This is a genomic window from Saccharicrinis aurantiacus (genome assembly GCF_001660705.2).
Classification (GTDB): Bacteria; Bacteroidota; Bacteroidia; order Bacteroidales; family Marinilabiliaceae; genus Saccharicrinis; species Saccharicrinis aurantiacus.
The window spans coordinates 23,664-45,589 of the sequence record NZ_LYBV02000020.1; the positions used below are offsets into that span (position 1 = coordinate 23,664).

Annotated in this window: 18 protein-coding genes; 11 read left to right on the forward strand and 7 right to left on the reverse strand. The window is 36.4% G+C overall.

The window, feature by feature from the left end:
- Positions 1-12: 12 nt before the first annotated feature.
- The 10 genes from A8B35_RS07400 to A8B35_RS07445 all read left to right on the forward strand — a co-directional run bounded on the left by A8B35_RS07400 (position 13) and on the right by A8B35_RS07445 (position 9,650).
- The gene (locus A8B35_RS07400; protein ID WP_068471998.1) at positions 13-2,034 is read left to right on the forward strand and encodes a glycoside hydrolase family 127 protein; all 2,022 of its coding nucleotides are present in this window, start codon (positions 13-15) and stop codon (positions 2,032-2,034) included.
- Positions 2,035-2,461: 427 nt separating this feature from the next.
- Entirely contained in the window at positions 2,462-3,025 is a 564-nt protein-coding gene (locus tag A8B35_RS07405) for a carboxymuconolactone decarboxylase family protein (protein ID WP_068472282.1), read from the forward strand.
- Between the two features lie 9 nt (positions 3,026-3,034).
- Positions 3,035-3,457: a DoxX family protein gene (locus A8B35_RS07410; RefSeq protein WP_068472000.1), complete on the forward strand. Its 423-nt coding sequence runs from the start codon at positions 3,035-3,037 to the stop codon at positions 3,455-3,457.
- Complete coding sequence (locus A8B35_RS07415) at positions 3,450-3,785, forward strand: DsrE family protein (RefSeq protein WP_068472002.1); 336 nt, start codon at positions 3,450-3,452, stop codon at positions 3,783-3,785. Before A8B35_RS07410 ends, A8B35_RS07415 begins: the two co-directional genes overlap by 8 nt.
- 233 nt (positions 3,786-4,018) lie before the next feature.
- Positions 4,019-4,771, forward strand: a complete 753-nt coding sequence (locus tag A8B35_RS07420; protein WP_222844115.1) for a peroxiredoxin-like family protein — start codon at positions 4,019-4,021, stop codon at positions 4,769-4,771.
- A 5-nt stretch (positions 4,772-4,776) separates the two neighbouring features.
- Positions 4,777-5,622 (forward strand): helix-turn-helix domain-containing protein, encoded by an 846-nt coding sequence (locus tag A8B35_RS23810; protein ID WP_068472004.1) that lies wholly within the window; start codon positions 4,777-4,779, stop codon positions 5,620-5,622.
- A 352-nt stretch (positions 5,623-5,974) separates the two neighbouring features.
- The gene (locus tag A8B35_RS07430) at positions 5,975-7,054 is read left to right on the forward strand and encodes a bestrophin family protein (protein ID WP_068472006.1); all 1,080 of its coding nucleotides are present in this window, start codon (positions 5,975-5,977) and stop codon (positions 7,052-7,054) included.
- A 148-nt stretch (positions 7,055-7,202) separates the two neighbouring features.
- The gene (locus A8B35_RS07435) at positions 7,203-8,153 is read left to right on the forward strand and encodes an SDR family oxidoreductase (protein WP_068472008.1); all 951 of its coding nucleotides are present in this window, start codon (positions 7,203-7,205) and stop codon (positions 8,151-8,153) included.
- Positions 8,154-8,199: 46 nt separating this feature from the next.
- Entirely contained in the window at positions 8,200-8,712 is a 513-nt protein-coding gene (locus A8B35_RS07440) for a hypothetical protein (protein WP_068472010.1), read from the forward strand.
- Positions 8,713-8,726: 14 nt separating this feature from the next.
- Entirely contained in the window at positions 8,727-9,650 is a 924-nt protein-coding gene (locus tag A8B35_RS07445) for a helix-turn-helix domain-containing protein (RefSeq protein WP_068472011.1), read from the forward strand.
- Between the two features lie 12 nt (positions 9,651-9,662).
- On the opposite strand, the gene A8B35_RS07450 is transcribed toward A8B35_RS07445, so the two are convergent.
- Together A8B35_RS07450 and A8B35_RS07455 are read right to left on the reverse strand one after the other, a co-directional pair.
- A complete protein-coding gene (locus A8B35_RS07450) occupies positions 9,663-11,435 on the reverse strand; it encodes an AMP-dependent synthetase/ligase (protein WP_068472013.1) in 1,773 nt (590 codons plus the stop codon).
- Positions 11,436-11,438: 3 nt separating this feature from the next.
- On the reverse strand, positions 11,439-12,317 hold the full coding sequence (locus A8B35_RS07455; protein ID WP_068472015.1) for a lysophospholipid acyltransferase family protein: 879 nt from the start codon (positions 12,315-12,317) through the stop codon (positions 11,439-11,441).
- 545 nt (positions 12,318-12,862) lie between these two features.
- On the opposite strand from A8B35_RS07455, the gene A8B35_RS07460 reads away from it, so the two are divergent.
- The gene (locus tag A8B35_RS07460; RefSeq protein WP_083634361.1) at positions 12,863-15,505 is read left to right on the forward strand and encodes a T9SS type A sorting domain-containing protein; all 2,643 of its coding nucleotides are present in this window, start codon (positions 12,863-12,865) and stop codon (positions 15,503-15,505) included.
- A 245-nt stretch (positions 15,506-15,750) separates the two neighbouring features.
- Here the strand turns inward: A8B35_RS07460 and A8B35_RS07465 are convergent, their stop codons facing one another.
- The 5 genes from A8B35_RS07465 to A8B35_RS07485 form a co-directional block, all read right to left on the reverse strand.
- Complete coding sequence (locus A8B35_RS07465) at positions 15,751-17,886, reverse strand: vWA domain-containing protein (RefSeq protein WP_068472017.1); 2,136 nt, start codon at positions 17,884-17,886, stop codon at positions 15,751-15,753.
- The gene (locus A8B35_RS07470) at positions 17,883-18,938 is read right to left on the reverse strand and encodes a vWA domain-containing protein (RefSeq protein ID WP_071792526.1); all 1,056 of its coding nucleotides are present in this window, start codon (positions 18,936-18,938) and stop codon (positions 17,883-17,885) included. The genes A8B35_RS07465 and A8B35_RS07470 overlap by 4 nt, the downstream gene beginning before the upstream one ends.
- Before the next feature lie 216 nt (positions 18,939-19,154).
- Positions 19,155-19,976, reverse strand: a complete 822-nt coding sequence (locus A8B35_RS07475) for a hypothetical protein (protein ID WP_068472019.1) — start codon at positions 19,974-19,976, stop codon at positions 19,155-19,157.
- 46 nt (positions 19,977-20,022) lie between these two features.
- Positions 20,023-20,922, reverse strand: coding sequence for a DUF58 domain-containing protein (locus A8B35_RS07480; protein ID WP_139314841.1), 900 nt, complete (start codon positions 20,920-20,922; stop codon positions 20,023-20,025).
- A complete protein-coding gene (locus tag A8B35_RS07485) occupies positions 20,909-21,901 on the reverse strand; it encodes an AAA family ATPase (protein ID WP_068472022.1) in 993 nt (330 codons plus the stop codon). The genes A8B35_RS07480 and A8B35_RS07485 overlap by 14 nt, the downstream gene beginning before the upstream one ends.
- Positions 21,902-21,926 lie beyond the last annotated feature (25 nt).

A 21,926-nucleotide genomic window follows, 5' to 3' on the forward strand; every position in this document is an offset into this window, starting at 1 on the left:
ACTATAAATACAATGAAAAAGTTAGCTTTATTACTATGTTGTGTTTTTGCTTTGCAGCTTGCCTCTGCACAAGAGCACGGAATTATTAATAACTCAGAGAGTCCGTATGTAAAACTAAAAAGTGTTGACATGGGCGACTGTGTTTGGACTGATGGTTTTTGGGCCGAGAAATTTGATGTAGCAAAAAATAGCATGCTTCCATATATGGAAAGCCTTTTAACTGGTGATACAGGCCATGCGCTTAACAACTTTAAAATTGCTGCTGGTTTAAAAGAAGGAAAGCATAAAGGTATGCGTTGGCACGATGGCGATTTCTATAAATTTATGGAAGCCTACATGTATATGTATGCGCAAACTAAGGATGCAGAAATCTTAAAAAAATTAGATGGTTGGATTTCTATCATCGAGCAAGCCATGCTTGAAGATGGTTACCTACAAACGCAAATTCAGTTAAACGATAAAGTAAATCGTTACGAGAATCGTAAGTACCACGAGATGTATAACACAGGTCACCTTTTAACAAGTGCTTGTATCCATTACCGCATTACTGGGCAAAAAAACTTCTTAGATTTAGCTGTTCGTCATGCCGATTTATTGTACACTTTATTCATGCCAGAAGATAAACATTTTGGTCGCTTCGGGTTTAACCAAACTCAAATTATGGGTTGTGTTGAATTATACCGTACAGTTGGCGATGCGAAGTATTTAAAGTTAGCAGAAAAGTTCATCAATAATCGCGGACAATATAAAGTAGAAGAAACACCAGAAACTCAGGGTTACCCAATTGGTGATATGGTGCAAGAGACTACTCCTCTTCGCGAAGAAGATGAGGCAGTAGGACACGCTGTATTAGCTTTATATTATTACGCAGGTGCTGCTGATGTATATGCCGAAACCGGTGAAAAAGCTTTAATTGATGCTTTAGATAGACTATGGTATAACGTTACACAACAGAAGATGTATGTAACTGGTGCTTTAGGTCAAACACACTACGGAGCATCTTCAAACCGTCAGTTGATCGAAGAGGGATTCTTAGATGCCTACACAATGCCAAACACACATGCTTATAACGAAACTTGCGCGAATATTTGTAACTCAATGTTCTCTAAGCGTATGTTAGATATCAAAGGAGAATCGAAGTATGCCGATATTATGGAACTTGTGGTTTATAACTCTGGTTTATCAGGTATTAGCCTTGAGGGTAAAGACTATTATTACGCCAACCCATTGCGTATGATTAACGGAACAATTGACTATGATAAAATGGTAACTGAGTTTCCTGAGCGTCAGCCTTACTTAGATTGTTTCTGTTGTCCTCCAAACTTGGTTCGTACGGTATGTAAACTTTCAGGTTGGGCTTATAGCAAGCCAGCCAACGGTATTGCAGTGAATCTTTATGGCGGAAATAAACTGAACACAACTTTATTAGATGGTTCTAAATTAGAGCTTGAGCAAGTAACCAAATATCCTTGGGAAGGACGTGTAGATATTACCATCAATAAAGCTAAAAAAGCCGCTTTCGATGTAATGGTGCGTATCCCTAATTGGGCAGAAGGAACCAAAGTTTTGGTTAACGGAAAAGATGCTGGAGTAGCTGTTGAGGCAGGTAAATTTGCCACTATCAAACGCGCATGGAAAAAAGGCGATGTGCTTACTGTTGATATGCCAATGGACGTAAGATATGTTGAGGGTAATACTTTAATTGAGGAAGCTCGTAACCAAGTGGCCATTAAGCGTGGACCAATTGTATATTGTGTTGAGTCGCCTGACTTACCAAAAGATGCCAAAATCATGGACATCTACCTAAGTAGCGATAAAGACTTTAAGCCAGTATACAAAAAAGACTTATTAAGTGGTGTAACTTCAATTGAAACCGAAGTATTGGTACGTAAAAACAACAACGATGCTGATATGTATAAAATGGTTTCAAAACCTGAGTTCGAAGTAGTAAAATCACAATTGGTACCTGTTTACTCATGGAGTAACCGTGGTCGCGCAGAAATGACTGTATTTATGCCAATAATCTGGAAATAACCCTATCACTAATATTTATTAAGAAGCCCGGAGGTACTAAGTATCTTCGGGTTTTTTTATGTCTGTAGCTTTGCAAATAATTTACTATTAATATATATACACCTAATTACAAGCTGTAAGTTCCATTAATAATTTAATAAGGGGCTTCCCCTGCGGGTCACGCTATACGCTGTATCTTTTTGTCCCGAAAAAGGCCAAAAAGGATGCCGCTCCTATCGTTAAGCCGGGCCCTTCTCACCTCATACCATCCTAAATTAGTCAATGCAATATAAAGCCCAATACATTATAATTTTCGCAAAATCGCACCTTGAGCCAATTGTCCATTAGGCTGAACTTATTGTCCGCATACGCCTGCTCATAAGCCCCTACATTTGTAACATAGAAATAAATACAAATAATGAAGCACACGCTTCTTAAAGCTTATAGCATGAAAAATTTAAAAATTCACACAATCGAAACAGCTCCTGCAGCGAGCAAAGAATCTTTAGAGCAATCGTTAAAAGCCTTCGGGATGGTACCAAACTTACATGGTGTTTTAGCCGAGTCGCCAGGTTTATTAGAAGCCTATAAACAATTGCACGAGTGGTTTGTAAATGCATCGTTTAATGCCGATGAGTTAACCGTAGTATGGCAAACCATTAATGTGGAGCACGAGTGTCATTATTGTGTGCCAGCACATACCGGTATTGCAAAAATGATGAAGGTTGATGATGCTATTACAGATGCCTTACGAAACGAAACAGTTCTTCCAAGCGAGAAACTAGAAGTCTTAAGAGAGACAACACTAGAGATTGTCCGTCAGAGAGGAAGACTTACAGGTGCAACACGCGAAAAGTTTTTCAGTGTAGGCTATGAGAATAAACACTTGCTTGATATCATCCTGGGCTTATCGCAAAAGGTGATTAGTAATTACGTAAATCACTTGGCAGAAACACCTGTTGATAATGGCTTTGTGAAGTTCAAGTGGGAAAAATCAGTTGCAACTCATTAATTAGAATTCATGTCAAAATCAGTTAAGATACTAACAGGTATTTTAGGGTTTATTATGTTAGTGCCAGGGTTGGCAAAGTTCGTCAACCCTTTTAAATCCTTCATTTTTCAGCATCTTGTAATTATAGGTTTTCCATTTCCTGAGTTTACACAATATGCCGTTAAGTTTGGCGAAGTAGGAATAGGAGTTCTTCTTTTGTTTCTTGCAATCAAAGGCAATATGCTAAAAAAACAGACTCAGAAAATTACCTTCTGGCTAGCCAATATTGCTGTAATTGCTACTATGGTGGTTGCCATTTATACACACCTGCATCCTGATGTGCCGGCTGAGATTTTACCAATGGAATATAAGCCACCCCTAATGGGAATAGCATATATTTGTTTAACTGTTACAAATATGTATTTGTATAATAAAACTAAGGACAATGGATAAATTAAACATTTTGTGGACGACCACAAACCGCGACACAATTAGTAAAATGATTGTAATGTATGCTTCTAATGCCATTATTAATGCTTGGTGGAAAGAAGTTAATGTTATTATTTGGGGTGCGTCGGCACAGTTGGTCGGAGAAAATAGCGAAGTGCAGCAGGAAGTATTAGACATGATGAAAGCAGGCGTTCATGTAGAGGCTTGTCAGGCCTGTGCTGAGCAATTTGGTGTGGCTGAAAAAATAAAAGCACTCGGCGTAGATGTTTTATACATGGGCGAACCTTTAACCCAATATCTAAAAAACGACGAGAAAGTACTTACACTCTAAAAGTGTACAAGAACAAAACTATCATTTGAGATGTTCGCATTTTAATACCAAATGCATTATTAAAAGATTGATAAATAAATTGAATTATATTGGGTTTTTACGATGCATAAAATAGATGTATAGCCATAGCTACATTGATATTTTATGAAGAAGTTAAAGCTTAATAGAAGTAATTTATATTAATCATTTGATGATGGTTTTGGTATAAACTAACACAATTCAACAAAAAGAATATGAAATTGAATACACGCATCAAATTATTTGTTTTAGTATTACTAACAATAACAGCAAATAGTATTTCGGCTCAAGATAAACAGAGCCCTAAAAACGCAACTCAAATGAAATCACTCGGAGAGCAATTGGATGAACGAGCGCAATGGGCGCAGCAAAATTTTAGTAAAGAGGTAAAAGATATTTATGCCAATGGCGTTGAATCGGTAATAGCTTCGGGTATTTATGAGCGGGTTTTAAAGGTGGGAGACAAGGCACCTAATTTCACCTTAAAGGATCAGATGGGCAAAGAGCTTGCACTATATGATATGCTTAAAGAAACTCCGGTTATATTAACGTGGTATCGCGGTGGATGGTGCCCTTATTGTAACCTTACGCTTCACGCGCTTCAGGATAATTTGGATGAATTTAAAAAAGCAGGTGCTAACTTATTGGCACTAACGCCTGAATTACCGGATAATTCAATGAGCACGGCTGAGAAAAACGAACTCGAATTTAGCATACTAAGTGATTTGGATAATAAGGTGGCCCGAGAATACGGATTGGTATTTAAACTGGCTCCGGATGTGGCTAAAATTTACGATGCCAAGTTCGACCTTAAATCTTACAATGGTAATAATTCCGACGAATTGCCACTTGCAGCCACCTATGTGATTAATAAAGATGGTGTAATTAGTTATGCTTTTATTGATGCCGATTATACCAAACGTGCTGAGCCAAGTGAGATTATAAAAGCCATTGAAGCTATAAAATAAGCAAGATGATTCTGAACCAGTCGAATTTTGAATACAAAGGGCGTGAGCTTATTTCGCGGGTTACCGTAACAGCCCCATTCCGAAAAGAAGGTATTTTTGAGAATGAAGGTTGCTTCCTTTATTTTAAGGAGGCTGGTTTTAAAATGCAGTCTTCAACATTAAAAGACATGCCCATAAAATCGAAAGAAGCGGTGCTGTTACGTTGCGGTACCTACTATTTCGATTTGCTAAATAGTGTTGATAGCGATACGGTTGATGTATTGGCCATTCATTTGGTACCGGAACAACTAAAAGCTATTTATGGCGATGAGCTACCTGCCATTATTGAAAAAAGTAAAACGGCAAAGCAAAGCAAAGTTGTTGCTTCTGAAAATATTATAGCACGCTTTATTGAGTCGCTCGAGTTTTATTTTGAGAATCCAGATTTAGTTAGTGAAGATATACTCGAACTTAAGGTAAAGGAATTGATATTATTGCTAATTCAAACCAAGAATATTGATTCGATTGTTGATTTGATCTCCGATTTGTATGCCCCAAAAACTGCGCAACTCAGAAAGGTGATAGATACGCATTTGTTCTCCAATTTTTCAGCAGATGAATTGGCTAAAATGAGTAACCTGAGTTTATCCTCGTTCAAAAGAGAGTTTAAGAAGGTTTATAACGATAGTCCGCAAAACTATATTAATACCAAACGTATTGAAAAAGCACAAATACTTTTAAAAAGTACAGCGCTTAGTGTGAGTGATATCGCCTATGATATTGGTTTTAACGACCCACAATATTTTACCCGTCTGTTTACAAAACATACTGGTATTACTCCTAGTGAATTCCGTAATCAGAATTCGAATTAAAATACTATAAAACAAAAAAAACAGCGAAGCGTCTCCGCTTCGCTGAACCCATAAGCCGAACATTGCATAAGAATAGTCACTCACAAATTTGTGTCACCTATTCTAAATTCGGGTTTTCGTTATTCTTTTTAGCGCTTCACTTTAATACCTAGCACTTCGAGCAATTGAGGTTGATAGCGATGCATACCTCCTTAATCGTATCCTATTTCAATTCAACTTTAAACAATTTCTATTTCTAATTGTGTTTAGAATGCCTTAATTTTAAGAGAAATGGAAAAATGGCGCGCTTGCAGTCAGTGTTTCTACTTCAGTCATTCAAATTGAATAGCTAGTTAATTAATAAACTCATACTATGTATACAAAAGCAATTTACCCCATTAGCACTGTAGTGCGATGGACAAGGAGGTATCTCTTTTTCTTTGTACTCTTATCACTTGTACCTGTAATATTATACGAAGTAGTAGATTGGAAATGGCTACATCTGCCATGGCTTCCTATCGGATTGGTTGGTATGGCCCTCGCATTTATCAGTGGGTTTAAAAATAATGCCTCCTACGGAAGGCTTTGGGAAGCTCGAAAAATATACGGAGGAATTGTAAATACATCTCGATTATTGGCCACAATGGTTAATGATTTTATTACCAATGAGTATGCCAAGGAAGCCAAAACAGATGAGGAGTTTTTCAAGATTAAAAAAACGATTATTATGCGCCATGTGGCCTGGATGACAGCCCTCAGGCATGCCCTTAGGGTTAAGAAAAACTGGGAAACAACGGTAAGTAACCTATCGGATAAGGAGCATATGAAAGCCATTAAAGTAAGGGAGTATGAGCATACCTTAAAGGAGGAGTTAGCCGGTTATTTATCTGATGAAGAAAGAGACCAAATATTAAGTAAAACCAATAAACAAACTGCTTGTCTTAACCTTCAGTCCAGTCATTTTAAACAATTAAAACTGAACGGATATATCGACAATTTTAGGCATGTGGAGTTTAAAAACATCATTGGCGAGCTACTTACTTTGCAGGGGCAAGCAGAGCGGATTAAAAATTTTCCTTACCCCCGACAGTTTGCCACTCTGAATCTGTTTTTTGTTTGGATTTTTATATTTCTATTGCCATTAGGGCTTATGCATGAATTCGATAAGATTGGCTATGCATTACTCGAACACGAAAATGTTAATGTATTGCACCTGTTCTTTGCTAAAAACTTTGTGTGGTTAACCATTCCCTTTAGTATCGTTATTTCGTGGATTTTCATGTTAATGGAAAGAGTAGGCGATGTTTCTGAAAATCCGTTTGAAGGAATGAGTAACGACATACCAATTACAACGATATCCCGAGCAATTGAAATTGATATACGCGAAATGATAAGGGATGATAAAAATGAAATTCCGAAAGCACATCCTGAATATTCAAATACACAGATGTAAGATGCTTTGAGGTAAATTGCGCTAAGTTTATAGTAATTTGGGTGTTAATACCAAAAAGTATACAACTACTACCAAAATGTTTAAGTGCTAAATGCCTTTGATGAACGACCTTTGTACCATAATATTTTAGTAACTAAAAGTTTGAATGATGACTGATAGCAGATTTGGAAGAAAAGGATGGACACCAGAGTTAATGAAATCGCAAGAGGGGAAAATATTTGTTATTACCGGAACCACTAGCGGAACTGGATTTGAAGCAGCAAAAATTCTTCTATCGAAAGGTGCCAAAGTAGTGATGTTGAATCGTAACCCTAAAAAGTCAGAAGATGTAATTGCAAGCTATAAAAACGAATTAGGAAATGCTATTGATGTATCCTATATAACTTTGGATTTAGGTAAGTTGGCCTCTGTTAAAAAAGCAGCTAAAGAGGTGCTTGAAACCGTGCCACGCATTGATGCTTTAATGCTAAATGCCGCCATTGCACAAGTGCCCAAGCAAGTGCTCACCGAAGATGGTTTTGAAAGCCAATTAGGAACCAATCATTACGGAAATTTTTTACTACAAGGATTATTATTCCCTTTAATTGAAAAATCAAAAGGACGCATTGTAACCGTGGGTAGTTTGGGTTATAATATGGGCATTAAAGCCATAAAATTTGATGATATGAATTGGGATAAGGATTACACCGGTAATAATGCTTATAGCCAAAGTAAGCTGGCTCAAATTATGTCGGTTTACCAATTACAAGATAGATTAAAACAAGCCGGCAAAACTGATGTGAAAGCTTATGCCTGTCACCCGGGCTCTTCACGAACTTCGCTTATTAAAACCAGTGGTAGTTTAATGCTTAGAATTACCTTTGGATTGATGAAACTATCGCCCTTAACACAATCAGCTGAAAAAGGAGCTTACCCTGAGTTAATGTGTGCCACCGAAGATGATTTGGATGAAAAAGGCTTTTACGGTCCTACAGGCCGAAGCAATTGGGTTGGGCCTGTGGGAGCACATAAAATAGAAGCTCACGCTAAGGATATGAACGTTGCAAAAAAGTTATGGGATTTATCAGAAAAAGAAACGGGTTTAAAGTGGGCTATATAGCTATTAAAGCAGCTCATCAATTTTAAATATTAAAATCAATAACGCTATGGATATTTTAAAAACTGCAACAGATTGGGCTAAAGCCGAGGTTTTTTCAACCGCATTTTTTATCGTTTTCGGATTTGCTTTTGTATTAGCAAGCATCGGTTTTTGGCAGCTAGGAAAAACAGACATGGCCAAGGCATATATTATTCCAACATTGGTTGCCGGAGCAATGCTTTTAACAATAGGTTTTGGTTTGTTTTTTACCAACATATCCCGAATTTCGAGTTTTGCAGCAGATTACAACACGGATGCCTCAGCCTTTGTAGAAGCAGAAATAGTACGTGTAGATAAAGCGATTAACGAATATAAAACGATAGTTTTTAAAGCTATTCCCATAATTATAGCAGTATGTGCTTTGCTTATTATTTTTATGAATTCGCCAGTATGGCGCGCTAGCATGATTACAACCATTGCCATGTTAGTAGTTATTTTATTGATTGATGGTACTGCTCGCGATAGAATTGAGGTATATAAAGCTGAATTAATTTCACTTGAAATGCCTTTAAATAAATAGTTTGATTTGTAGTGATGAGAGAGATAAACTTTAAAAATATTACCGAGTTCAACTTGGCGCAGAATTTACCTGAGCCAGAGAATCCGCTTTTCAGTATTGGTCAGAAAACCATGAGTACCGATGAGATAAATAATTGCATCTCCTCAAAGGAGGAAGCCAGTTATACCAATCAGTTTTATATCATCAGTTTAAAAAACATTGTATCTGGCGAAATTATTTATGGCCGCACAAAGTACGATTGTAGCACAGGAACACTACTATTCTCTGCACCCAATCAAACCTATACGGTAAAAGATATTGTAATTAGTTCTGAATCGTGGTTTTTGGCTTTTCACGATGATTTTATTCAAGGATTGGATATTCGTAAAAGGATTAAGAATTACAATTTCTTTAATTACAATGTTAACGAGGCGCTACATCTTTCGCCCAAAGAGGAACAAACCATAAAAACAATCTTTAGGAATATTGAATCGGAATACCAAAACAATCAGGATGAGTTTAGTAAAGAGATTATCATCTCTCACCTTGAAACACTTTTAAAATATGCCGATCGTTTTTACAAGCGTCAATTTTTAAATAGAAAAGAGATTAATAAGAATTTAATGACGCGGTTTACCGAAATTTTAGATGCCTATTTTGAAAGTGGACAGCTATCAGAAAATGGAATTCCAAGCGTGCAATGGTTGGCATCTCAGTTAGAAGTAAGCCATCGCTATTTGAGTGATAGTATTAAAGCAGAGACCGGGAAAACTGCTGTTGATCAGATTAACTTGTATTTAATTGAGGAAGCAAAAAACCTATTATTAGATCCCGCCACCTCAATATCCGAAACTGCTTACAAGTTGGGTTTTGAATATCCGCAATACTTCTCTCGTTTATTTAAAAAGAAAACCGGACTGAGCCCCAAAGAGTATATTGAGTCAGCTTCGTTGAATTAGTTATTAAAGCAGTTAATACATAGCTTCAATTGTTGATTTATAATTTATATTTACCTGCTTACGACGTACCTTCATGGAGTTGGTAAGCATGTTGTTGGATATGCAGAAAGGCTCCTCAACTAAATTAAACTTAATAACTCTTTCGTGCGATGGTAATAGTTTCTGTAATTCTTCAAACTCACTAGTGATCCATTTAATAATCTCAGATTCTTCGAGTAAGCTACCTATGTTATCGTAAGCTATTTTTAATTCATCGGCATGTTTTATAACGGCATCGTAAACCGGAACTACGAGTGCAGTAAGGTATTTACGGTTGTCGCCAATAACACAAATTTGCTCCACAAGAGTTGATTGGCTTAATACCAACTCCACCTTTTGAGGTGAGATATATTTACCGGTAGAAGTTTTAATAATATCTTTAATTCGCTCCGTCATGTGTAGTTTGCCAGGCTTGGGAATATATCCTTGATCGCCTGTATGGTACCAACCATCCTTTAATACTTCGGCGGTTTCTTCGGGTTTGTTGTAATAACCCTTAAATACTGTTTCTCCTTTTACCAGAATCATATTATCCTCTGATATTTTCACCTCTACACCAGGTAAAATATCGCCAGTATAATCAAAATCGTAGTTAGTAAAAGCCATGTTAGATACTGTTGCCGAGGTTTCAGTAGCACCATAACCATAAGTAATAAACATACCAATGGCATGGAAACATTTTAGTATATGTGGGCTCAAGGCCGAACCAGCACAAGGTAACATACGAAAGTTCCCCCCAAATACAGCACGTACTTTTTTATACACAAGTGTATCGGCTAACTTTTGTTTTATGGCAAGGCTTTGTGGTACTTTTTTGCCATCTTTTTGATATTCGATATATCGTAAGCCAACGTTTAATGCCCAACGAAAAATAGCTCGTTGGGGTGCGCTCCAAGTAGCTGCCTTCTGGTGAATGGCATCATAGGTTTTCTCAAAAAACCTTGGAACGGCACACATTACTGTAGGCTTTACTTTTGGCAACACTTCTATAATTTTTTTAGGATTATAGTTGTACACATTGGTAGCACCACTGTAAAGCAATAAGTAGGTCCACATGCGCTCAAAAACATGACTTAGAGGCAAAAAAGCAATGGATACATCATCTTCGCGAAGCTGAAGTCTTTCGTTGTTTCTTTTAAAGGCACACATAAAGTTTTTATGCGTTAGCATAGCCCCTTTAGGTTCGCCAGTGGTGCCCGAGGTATAAATAATGGTTGCTAAATCGTCGGTACTTACATTATTTAGCCTTTCATTAAAGCTGGTATCATCAGCTACAGCCTTTGAGGCTGCTACATCAATAAAACGCACAATTCTTGGATCGTCGCTGTCCTCACAATTAAAGGTAATAATCAACTCCAATGAGTCACAGCTATCTAGAGCCTTTTTGGCATGTTTAAGCTTTTCAGCATCGCCCACAAATAAAACACGCATATTGGTTTCATCAACAATGTAACTCAGTTGTGAATAAACAGCAGTTGAATAAATTGGTACCACAGCTGCGCGTATTGAAAGAATGGCCAAATCACTAATAGTCCACTCGGGCATATTAGGACTGTAAATACCAATATTACTGTTTTCTGCAATATCTTGGTGCAGTAAATATTTTGATATTTGTTCTGCTATCTGCTTAAATCGTTGCCACGATATTGTATTGTAATCGTCCCCTTGCTCGTATTTAAAAACCGTTTTACTTCCGTATTTATCGGCTCTATTACGGAGCATGTGTGCTATATGTATATCAATCATTGTTTACGCTTTTGTATGCTTCCATCGCTTGTGCGACCACAACCAGTTTTCTGGTTTCTTTCTGATAATTTCTTCTAACTTGTTTTTGTACAAATCGGTTATCTCGCCGTCCTTGCATTTCGAAGGATCTTCAACAAGAACAGATAATTCTAGTTCGTAAAAACCGCGTTTCACTCTTTGTATGTCAATATAAATTACCGGATAGTTATTGATTTTAGCATGTCTTTCGATACCAGAAAGAAAGGCCGTTTCAATACCTAAAAATGATGTCCAGTGTGCATATTTTAACTGGTTTCCTTTGGAAGGACTTTGATCGGCAGCCATTAAAAATACATAATTCTGATCTTTATATTTTTCAAAGGTAGCAGCTGTTTGTTTTATCGAAGCCAATTCAGTACCACATTTACTGCGACTATCGCGCAGTATCTTATCCATATACTTGTTTCGAACCGGTTTGTAGAAAGCCACAAAATTATTATCGCACTGCAGGCTTCCTGATAAGCTTCCCCATTCCCAATTGGCATAATGACCCGTGGCACCAATAATTCCTTTGTGTTTCTTAAAGATATCTTGTAAAAGCTCAGGGTTCTTTATTTTATGGCGTTTTACTACTGTTGACTTACGTATGGTGAAAGTTTTAAAGCTCTCAACAAAATTGTCGCATAAGTTTCGGTAAAACAGTTTGCGAAGAAGTTTTAATTCGTCATCTGTTTTTTCGGGGAAAGCCTTTTTTAGATTAGAAGAAACTACCTCAACTCTGTACTTTGCTACATTGAGCATTATAAAACTGGCAAAGTTAGAAAACCAATATAATGCCCTAAATGGCATTACACTCACTATAAGCACTAAGAGGTAGAAAATACCTGTCAAAAATAATTTCATTCTAAAATGTTCTATTGTTTATAAACTCTCACACCACTATCAACCTCCTTCAAAACAATACAGATGAATGTTTTAACTTTTGAGGACTTAAATGCATTAAAAGAAAAGTCGTCTCTTAGATACTTATTCTGTTAAGAAAGGTTACAAAGTATTGTAACTGCTAGCCTTTAGCATAAATATAAAATAGTAACCGTATTACCTATTGTTTTGTTGTATTGTGTTTTAGATAATACTTGTTATTAAATATTTATTGGTAATAATTTTATTCAGGTAATCCGATACTATAATTAACTCTTTGCAATAACAGCTCAAAATACATGCCGTAAATTAGGGAGTAATGACTTTGGGGTATATTAAAATACGCATGCGCTACTTCATACCATTAATCTGGCTTAGTGTTAATTGCGAGCTGTTATCTATATGTCTCAATTCGATCTTGGTGTGTTTTTTACCATTCATCTATAGAAACAAGTTACTCGTCTATGGATGTTCTAAATTAATGCTTATTTAAGTATATTTAATGTAAACTTCTAAAACATAGCGAAATGTATAATATTTTAACTACACTGATGATTCTTGCATCGCTAAGTATATTTGAAATAGCGAGAGGCGAAGAGAACCCAAGTTCAACACCATTTAATTGTGATTACAATGCCTATTTATTTCAGAAAAAAGATGTATTTGCTATTGACCTGGCCTCAGGAAGCGCTTATTTGGTTGCTGTAGATGTTGTTAAAAATGGCAACATAAATGCAGCGGGGTATAATCCAGTTGACGGATTTATATGGGCTTCTGTAACAACACCTCAAAAAACGATTATCCGAATAGGAAAAGACTTTGGTGTTACTGAATTTGAAGTGCCTGAGTTACCTAACACCAATCGTTATATTGGAGACGTTAGTAATACAGGTATTTATTATGCTAAAGGTGGCGGCACAGAATTACACCTTATTGATTTGAATATTGAGAACTACGATGGTGATGTTAGTCATCTGAAGACTATGAATTTATCTCAGGATATATCTATTCATGATTGGGCCTTTAATGCGGTAGATGGATTCTTATATACGGTGGAGAAGAAAACTAATATTTTATATCGTGTTAGTCCAGAATCAGGTGATGTAATAGCCCTAGGTGAGGTTCCAATTTTAAGTGGTGTTAATTATACCTATGGAGCAGTTTATTTTGATAGTGAAGGTAGGTTTTATGTATCCTCAAATAATACCGGTACAATTTATATTATTTATGATGTACAAGACATAGAGCCCAATGGTGTAATAAATTCAAATTTGTTTGCTTATGGTCCATCAAGCAGTAGTAACGATGGAGCTCGTTGTCCAACTGCTCCTGTGCCACAAGAAGATTGTTTAAATGGAATTGATGATGATGGCGATGGCCTAATTGATTGCGATGATCCATCTTGTTCAGGTGTTGCAGAATGCCCAGTAATTACGATTACCAGCTCAGGTAATGATGGTGGCTTAGAAAGTAATAATCGTCTAGGGGAGAAAATCAATCAGCGTAATTTCAATAGGGTTAAGAACAATGTAAAATTTGACAAATTAAAAGCAGCCAAATTTACAGGAGTACCTTCGTTAAAAGCCTCAACAAATGGTGTTCCTGAAATTGGTTCAATGATTCCCGTAGAGTCACCTATACCTGGTTTAATAGGAGTTACATCCACACCGGGAGATTTAATAGATATAACTAATGCAGTTGAGATTCATTCAATTGATTACCTTGATGAAGAAGACACGCGCGCTGCTTTAATAGCTATTAAAACAGAGAATGGTGTTTATGAGCATACAAAGTATATATGCGATAGAATGAGTGGGTCTGAAATATTATCTGTTAATAATATTATTATTGGTGGTGATAGTGATAGTGATAGTGATGATATTGGTGGTCATCACTTTATAAAAACCGAAATAAAAACCCCTGAAGGAGCTAAAGAACATGTTATAAGTTTTGCAGCACGTTTGCAAGATGATCAGTTTGTTATTGAATCTCATTGGAATTTAGATCAGTTTACTGCTGATAGTGATTATTATAACTTCCAAATTTGGGCTAACAATGCAGATGATTTGGTTACAATTGCGAATAGCATTCTAGAATTAATAGAAGCTCAAAAAACAATTGGTTCTTACAATTTATCTGCAGAGCCTCCTGTTTTTGTAAAAAGTGGTGCTTATAAGAATGGTGTTTTAAATCTTCAAATAATTAATACCCTTTATCAGGTAGATGGTTTAGGATATCAGATTGATGGGGGTATGTCGCCAACAGAAACAAGTGCTGAAATCGATAAAGAAGAGACTCTTACCTTAGATGAATATCTTAATGATGTTAATATAGAGATTGGGCAGATGTTTGATTTTGGTTTCAGGTTGAGTAATAGTAAAGATATGTCACCTGATGATCTGTTTTTCTCTGATGGTGCTTATGGAGTTGATACTAATGACGGAGCAACAACAATATTAGATTATTCAGTTACAAATAATAGTTTCTTATATGAAGGTGAGGGGCAAAGAATTGAACGAAATGCTAATTTAGAAATTAGTACAGATAGTTATGGCGTACTATATCGTTCTTTAACCCCCCGATTCATATCAAGCGATTTCTCAGCGTTTAATAGTTTGAGTTTTAATGCCTCCGGCAATGGCGAATTAATAGTTTCATTATTTAAAACGAGTGTTGAGGACTGGAGTAATCAATTTAAAACTCAAATAACACTCACAGATTCTGATGAAAGGTATAATTTATTATTCTCAGATTTTGTTGGTGGAGAACCAGAGTTTAATGCAACAGACTTAACAACATTAGTATTTATTATGGAGGCCTCCAATCAAGGAGTTGAAGAGAATAGGCGTTTAAATATTAGCGATATAGAGTTTTTATCTGTGCCTACTGATATTGATGGTATTCCTGCAGATGAAATTGAATTATCAATTATTCCTAATCCAATAAGAACTTCTGGTGTTATTCAATTCTATTCAGATTCAGGAGAAAATTATAAACTTGAACTATTATCAAGTACAGGGGTAAATGTAAGGACCTACGAAGGAGTGGCATACCAAGGTCTTAACGAAATACAAATTGATAAAGACGATATTAAAAGTGGGGTTTACATATATAGATTAATCACTCCAAATGGGAAAAGAAATAAAGGTAAGGTAGTTTTCATAGATTAATTAGAAGTTTTAGATTGTTTAGTTTTCTAGGTAGTCGCTTATGCGGCTACCTTTTTTTTGCTTAATGCAGTTAGCATAGTGACTTATATCAAAAATATCGTCATATGATTGATGTAAATTATTCCTTAAGTGCCTCTTTTTCTTCATGAAGCATCAATGTGGCTATGGCTATATATCTGTTTTATTCATAGCAGAAGCTTTAAATTATTCAATTTCTCATCAATTATTTAATAAGGTATTTGGTATTACCAATCCATATCAGTCGACTTATATTTTGAAGGCTTTTTACTGCGCGATTCATTATTTTTTTGCTCTTGCTTTAATACATCTTGCGCATTATCGTTAGGCGGGGGAAATCCTTCTACTTCATCCATGCTACTTAATTCTGCTGAGGCTTCGCTTTGTGCTTCGGCAAAATCAGATTCACTCTCTTGGTCACTTTCCTCACTTTCGCCTTCTTCATCAGATTCTTGCTGTCCCTCGGGCATGTTAGGATCCTGATTATACTGGCTGTTAAAATAGTCAATAGTTTCCTGAATTAGCTTAGCTGCATTGCGTTGGTGACTTGATAAATTATGCTGTTTTTTTGAGGTAATCAATTTAGCTGCTTTTTGTTGAAACATAAAAGTAGAATCCATTTTATTGATGGCTATTTTATGTATCGTATCTTGCTCAAACTGTATTTGTAATACATTGTGAATCGAATCAAGCGCAGTCTCTAAATTCCAAATTAGTTGTAATGCAAGGCGCGTAGTATCACTATATTGTAACTGTGTTTGTGCAAACTGCTGTAACTTTTCGGTACGATTATCCTGAGTGAAATTTTGTTTCTTATTTAGTTTCTTACGTAGGAACCAAGTTACATTGTTATTATGCTTCTGCTGCAATTGCAATTCGTTGGTCAACACTTTTAATATCTCCTTTACAGGATCATTCATTTGATCTTGCAACTGATTTTGCTTTTCAATTTCTGCCAATAATTCATTCTCACTTTGCTTAACAACTTCGTAGTTGAATATGGCATCTTTTAGTTTTGGGTTTAGTTCTAAGGCAATTTTGTAATAGCTTAAACTTTCGTTGTAGAGTTGCAGTTTTAATTCATCAATATCAAATTCCTCGTCCTCTTCAATATCTATTTCTATATGAAAAGTTTGTTGGTACAAACAATTAGCAACATTATATGCCAAAGCAGCTTTTGTTTCCCGATGTGTACTTTGTTCGTAAGCTGTTTTGTAATCGTTTGTAGCCAATATATAGGCTTCTTGATTGGTACTTAATTGTGCACTTTTGTTTAGTTGTTTAATCTTATTTTGCTCATTATTACAACTGAGCAATGATAATATGAAAAACGGAATAAGAACCTTAGTGATTTGATGTCCCTTTCTTTTAGAGATGGCTAGTGTGATAAAAACTAATAATAAAGCCAATGCTATAAACCATTGAAACTGCTCTTTAAAGCTGCTAATGTCAGATTCTATTTCACTTTTGAGTTGTGCATTGTTTTTATGTTGCTGATAGATATTAATTAAGTTAATGGTTTTGCCAACCGTTTCTTCATAAGCTCCTTTGGTAATTTTGGCTATTTGTTTGAGGGCTTCAGGTTCTAATGCTGTTTTTACGGGTTCTCCATGATGTTGTACATAAGGGGATGTTTGCATTTTATCAGCATCTGTTTCTGGTATTAAGCTCTCAATATTGGCATTCCCAATACCAATGCTTACCAAGTTAATTTGGTTCTTTAGGAAGTATTGGCCCAATGAATCTAATTTGCCCATATCACCGCCATCCGATAATAGTAATACATCAACTAAAGCCTGTTTTTGCGTTTCAAGCAAATCGTTACAAACCCGTTCCATGCCTGTTGAGATATAGGTGCCACCTACATTAGCCGATTGCCAATCCACATCTTGCACTACACTCTTAAAAAAGTTATAATCGTAAGTAAGAGGACAAGCAATTTGCGATGCACCAGCAAAAACCACCAATGCAATTCGGTCACCTTCCAAGCTCTCAGCAAACTCTATAATAGCTTGCTTTGAAGCTTCAAGTCTGTTGGGTTTCAAATCCTCAGCCAACATACTTCTGGATACATCAAGCAGAATTACAATATCTTTTCCTTGGCGGATGGAGGTGTCTGTTTTTAAATTCCAAGCGGGTTGTGCCAATGCAAAAATCAGTAAAGCACAAGCAGATAACATTAAAGAAATTTTTAGGTTGCGCAGCTTTTTTGGTCGCTCAAAAGCACTATCTTTTCTATGTGGAAATAATATTTTTAAAGCCTTACTACGTTTTACCGATGCACGCAAATAAAGAAACAGCAATATGCCAACCAATGGCATAAAGCTTAAATATATGGGTTTATATAGTACTAATGCTATCATGGAATTTTGCGTAATAAGGTGTTGCGAAGTATTATTTCGGAGCAAAGTGTCAGTAAGGCCAATAGTGCAAAAATGTAAAACACATCCTTTTTTTCTATCACCGATATGGTTTTGATATCGCTCTTTTCAAGTTCATCAATTTCTTTATACACTTTGTTAAGCGTACCAAAATCGTGTGCACGCCAAAACTTGCCTCCTGTTAAGTTCGACATTTGCTGTAAGGTATAGTCTGTTTGGCTTAAATCTTCGGGCAACTCAATAGTTTGTCCTTCGTGTTCTATTTCTTGTGTATCGGGTTCGTCTTGTAACGAGATGGTATAAATTTTAATGCCCCATTTATTGGCCAATGCTGCTGCTGCCATGGGTTGGTATTTACCACAGTTATTTTCGCCATCTGTTAACAGGATGATGATTTTACTTTTTACAGAAGTATCATCTGTTTTTTGTACGTTTTGCTGATCGTAAATATCATCCATGCGTTCAAGGCGCGCTGCAGCAAGGGCAGTTGCATCGCCATAAGCAGTTCCATCTTCGTTGGGGCGATCTTCAATTTCAAGTTTATCCACAAAGTGCACCAATACATCAGGCCCCATAATAAACGGACAAATGGTATTGGCAAATCGTGCAAATGAAATGATACCTATAACATCGTGTGTGCGTCCCATAAAAGTAGAATCGTTACCCTTTATAAAACCAGCTATAACATGTTTGGCTACTTCCATTCGAGTAGCAGAACTATCTGCAATTTGAACATTCTGATCCATACTACTCGAGATATCCACCACCAGTTGCATGGCAATCCCCTTTGATTTTCGTTCAGACTTTGCATTTGTAGTTACCGGGCGTGCTAGGGCAAATATTAGAAAAAAGGCAGTTGCTATCTGCAATATATAAGGCAGCTTATAATACCATTGCTGACGTTTATTTATGAGTTGCATTGCAGCATCATTCGACATGGAAATACCACTAGCCGTATTTTTGCGCTTGCGGTAAATCACAATTGCAAGCAATAGCGGAAGTAAAAATAATGCTATGGGTGATTCAAATTGCATTGACTATATGTATATTTTATATTTCGTATTATATCATTTAATTGCTCAAGCCGCAAGGGCTTTTACTTTCTCCCTGCAGTCGCAGAAAGTAAACAAAGAGGACCGTGGCTGCAGCACTCGCTTACCCACTTTTGTTTCATTGCTGAGACAAAAAATAACTCGCTGCGCTCAAACAGCTTTTTGTCTTTTCATCAATTTCAACAAGTGGGTCCCAAGCTACGTCACTGAGGCCAACCCACGATGCATATTTTTCAGTTTAGTTATTAAAAAATCTATTAACTTGTTCCGACGTTCTGATTCAGCTTGATTATTAGCAAAACTTTGTTCTTTATAATAGCTATCATATTCGTTAATAAGTTTGATATATTCTGTAGGTTGAAGATGTGCCTTAAAACTAATTAAGAGCCTTTGTAAATGGCTATCGAATTTCATTGGGCTTGTCGGCTTAAGCCTTAATGATTCTATTTCTTTTAATAAGTATGCCTTTTCATCACGATCAATAATAGGTGTCTCAACTTTAGTTTGAAGCCTTCTCTTATAGATGTAAAATCCTCCTGCCGATAGCAGAATAATGATTGTTATAAATACAAATGGGAAACGAAAGGGTAATTTTGTAATGATTGGTTTTGGCTCGGCATTTTTATCATTCAGCACTGAGTTTATAAATATCTGTATGCTATCAGTTTTTACCTCAGCCCCATTATTGAATTGCACATTAAAGCCAGAAAACCATATTGTATCGGCTTGCTTAGCAGAGAAAATAAATTGGTATTGATGCAATAATCTATCTGCACTTGAAGCAACAACGATGTTCTTATTGAAATGCGCTAATTGCAAATGCTTCTTGTATTGTTTATCTATGGAAACCTTAGGCGTAAGTTCTTCATTACTCTCAATATTTAAACTAAAATTAATATAATCAGGTAAATGATATTGCGTTTTTTGTAATCGAAGCTCAACAGAGCTTTCTTCTAATGAATAATGCTGTCTTAGGCTAGTATCTTCTTTCTTATTGCAAGCTAATAATACTACTCCCATGAGGGAAGCAAACATTAATTGGTAGAATAAATTGTATGTATGATTTCTATGCGCCCACATGATTCCGTCCTTTTTTGCGTTGACTAAAAAAATGCTTTAAACTAATTACTGCGTCATCATTTGCATTAAGCTTGAGATGTTCGCAATTTACATCGAGCAGCATACGATGTAATTTGCCTTGTTGCTCACGGAGTGATGCATTTATTTTTTTAAGTAGCTTTCGGTTAGATGTGTTAATAATGCCTGAGGTGCCACTTTCAATAGCATTCATTTCAATTAAGCCCACATTTGGTAATGCTTCGTCTAAAGGGTCGCTTACTTGCAAACAAATTAAATCGTGCAATTCCGATACCAACTCCAATTCCTCTTGATAATTAGAATCCATAAAATCGGAAAGAAGAAATACCAAGGCATTTTTCTTTTCTAAGGAAATTAATTGTTGTAAGGCTGTTTTGATGCTCGTTTTTTTAGAATGGGTAGCTTCTTTATATAGTAAGTTGATGGCTTTTATACTTTGCGATGCCGTTTTTGAAGGAGGTAAATATCCCTCTATTTCATCTGTAAATTTAATAATAGAAACCTGATCGCGGTTACGCACGCAAAGCATGGTAAGTAAGGTAGCTAGTTTGGTAATAACACTTTGCTTGCTCGACTCTAAACTATGCACCAAACCAGAAGCAGAAGCATCTACCAATATAAAAACAGATAATTCTTTATCCTCTAAATTCTGGCGGATATATAAATCACCGGTTCGTGCAGTCACATTCCAATCAATCATTCGAATCTCATCACCCGGGGCATACTTTCGTATTTCAGCCAATTCGTAGCCGTGGCCTTTAAAGGCACTGCGGAATAAGCCTGCTAACTGTTCATCAACAATTTTAAGAAATTGCAGGTGAATATCGTGAATGTCGGTTTCGTGTACTGACATATTAGGCTTCTTCAAGAGCTACGTTTTTAAGTATGGTATCAATAACCTTTTCGATGCTAATTCCGCGCGACTGAGCTTTGTAATTTACTACCACGCGATGGCGTAAAATATCGGGAGCCACAGCATGGATATCTTCAGGAGTAACATAGGTGCGCTGTTGTAAAAAAGCTTTTGCTTTTGCCGCCTTTGCCATAAATATGGTAGCCCTAGGCGATGCACCAATCTTAATATATTCGGCCACCTCGCTAACGTACTTTTTAGGTTCTCGGGTGGCAAAAATTAAGCGAATAATATATTTTTCTAAGCGCTCGTGTAAGAATATTTCATCAAGCGAAAGCTGAATACCTTGTATCTCGGCTATGTCAACCACTGGTTCTAACTTCACATCAGCCTTGGCTTTCGACATGGCTTGTAGTATTTGATGTTCTTCTTCAAAACTTGGGTATTCCACATTTAGTTTGAACATGAATCTGTCAACCTGCGCTTCCGGTAACTCATAGGTTCCCTCTTGTTCCAAAGGATTCTGTGTAGCCAAAACAAAAAAAGGTTTTGGTAACTGAAGCGTTTCTTTACCAATGGTTACTTGCTTTTCTTGCATGGCTTCTAACAAAGCCGACTGTACTTTAGCAGGAGCACGGTTTATTTCATCGGCTAATACAATATTGGCAAAAACAGGTCCTCGCTGGGTTTCAAAACTACCGTCTTTCGGACTATAAATTAAAGTACCCGTTAAATCTCCAGGTAATAAATCGGGAGTAAACTGTAAACGTTTAAATGATGCATGTAAAGTATCGGCCAGGCTGTTAATAGTTAGGGTTTTTGCCAAGCCAGGGACCCCCTCTATAAGAACGTGACCATTACATAATAGGGCCATGAGTAATTTATCAATTAAATCACTTTGCCCAATGATTACTTTACTGATTTCTGTTTTAATTTTATCAAAAAGCAGTGCTTTCGCTAATAATGCTTCGTTTTCAGTTTTTATATCGTTCATTATAATAGGTCTTTATACTTACTAA

What these genes read in the sequence shown, in the direction of transcription:
- A8B35_RS07440 (WP_068472010.1), top strand. Translation starts at nt 8,200, where the DNA reads ATGGATATTTTAAAAACTGCAACAGATTGGGCTAAAGCCGAGGTTTTT.
- A8B35_RS07460 (WP_083634361.1), top strand. Translation starts at nt 12,863, where the DNA reads ATGTATAATATTTTAACTACACTGATGATTCTTGCATCGCTAAGTATA.
- A8B35_RS07410 (WP_068472000.1), top strand. Translation starts at nt 3,035, where the DNA reads ATGTCAAAATCAGTTAAGATACTAACAGGTATTTTAGGGTTTATTATG.
- A8B35_RS07430 (WP_068472006.1), top strand. Translation starts at nt 5,975, where the DNA reads ATGTATACAAAAGCAATTTACCCCATTAGCACTGTAGTGCGATGGACA.
- A8B35_RS07445 (WP_068472011.1), top strand. Translation starts at nt 8,727, where the DNA reads ATGAGAGAGATAAACTTTAAAAATATTACCGAGTTCAACTTGGCGCAG.
- A8B35_RS07435 (WP_068472008.1), top strand. Translation starts at nt 7,203, where the DNA reads ATGACTGATAGCAGATTTGGAAGAAAAGGATGGACACCAGAGTTAATG.
- A8B35_RS07415 (WP_068472002.1), top strand. Translation starts at nt 3,450, where the DNA reads ATGGATAAATTAAACATTTTGTGGACGACCACAAACCGCGACACAATT.
- A8B35_RS07475 (WP_068472019.1), bottom strand. Translation starts at nt 19,976, where the DNA reads ATGGGAGTAGTATTATTAGCTTGCAATAAGAAAGAAGATACTAGCCTA.
- A8B35_RS07400 (WP_068471998.1), top strand. Translation starts at nt 13, where the DNA reads ATGAAAAAGTTAGCTTTATTACTATGTTGTGTTTTTGCTTTGCAGCTT.
- A8B35_RS07450 (WP_068472013.1), bottom strand. Translation starts at nt 11,435, where the DNA reads ATGATTGATATACATATAGCACACATGCTCCGTAATAGAGCCGATAAA.
- A8B35_RS07405 (WP_068472282.1), top strand. Translation starts at nt 2,462, where the DNA reads ATGAAAAATTTAAAAATTCACACAATCGAAACAGCTCCTGCAGCGAGC.
- A8B35_RS07455 (WP_068472015.1), bottom strand. Translation starts at nt 12,317, where the DNA reads ATGAAATTATTTTTGACAGGTATTTTCTACCTCTTAGTGCTTATAGTG.
- A8B35_RS23810 (WP_068472004.1), top strand. Translation starts at nt 4,777, where the DNA reads ATGATTCTGAACCAGTCGAATTTTGAATACAAAGGGCGTGAGCTTATT.
- A8B35_RS07470 (WP_071792526.1), bottom strand. Translation starts at nt 18,938, where the DNA reads ATGCAATTTGAATCACCCATAGCATTATTTTTACTTCCGCTATTGCTT.
- A8B35_RS07485 (WP_068472022.1), bottom strand. Translation starts at nt 21,901, where the DNA reads ATGAACGATATAAAAACTGAAAACGAAGCATTATTAGCGAAAGCACTG.
- A8B35_RS07420 (WP_222844115.1), top strand. Translation starts at nt 4,019, where the DNA reads ATGAAATTGAATACACGCATCAAATTATTTGTTTTAGTATTACTAACA.
- A8B35_RS07465 (WP_068472017.1), bottom strand. Translation starts at nt 17,886, where the DNA reads ATGATAGCATTAGTACTATATAAACCCATATATTTAAGCTTTATGCCA.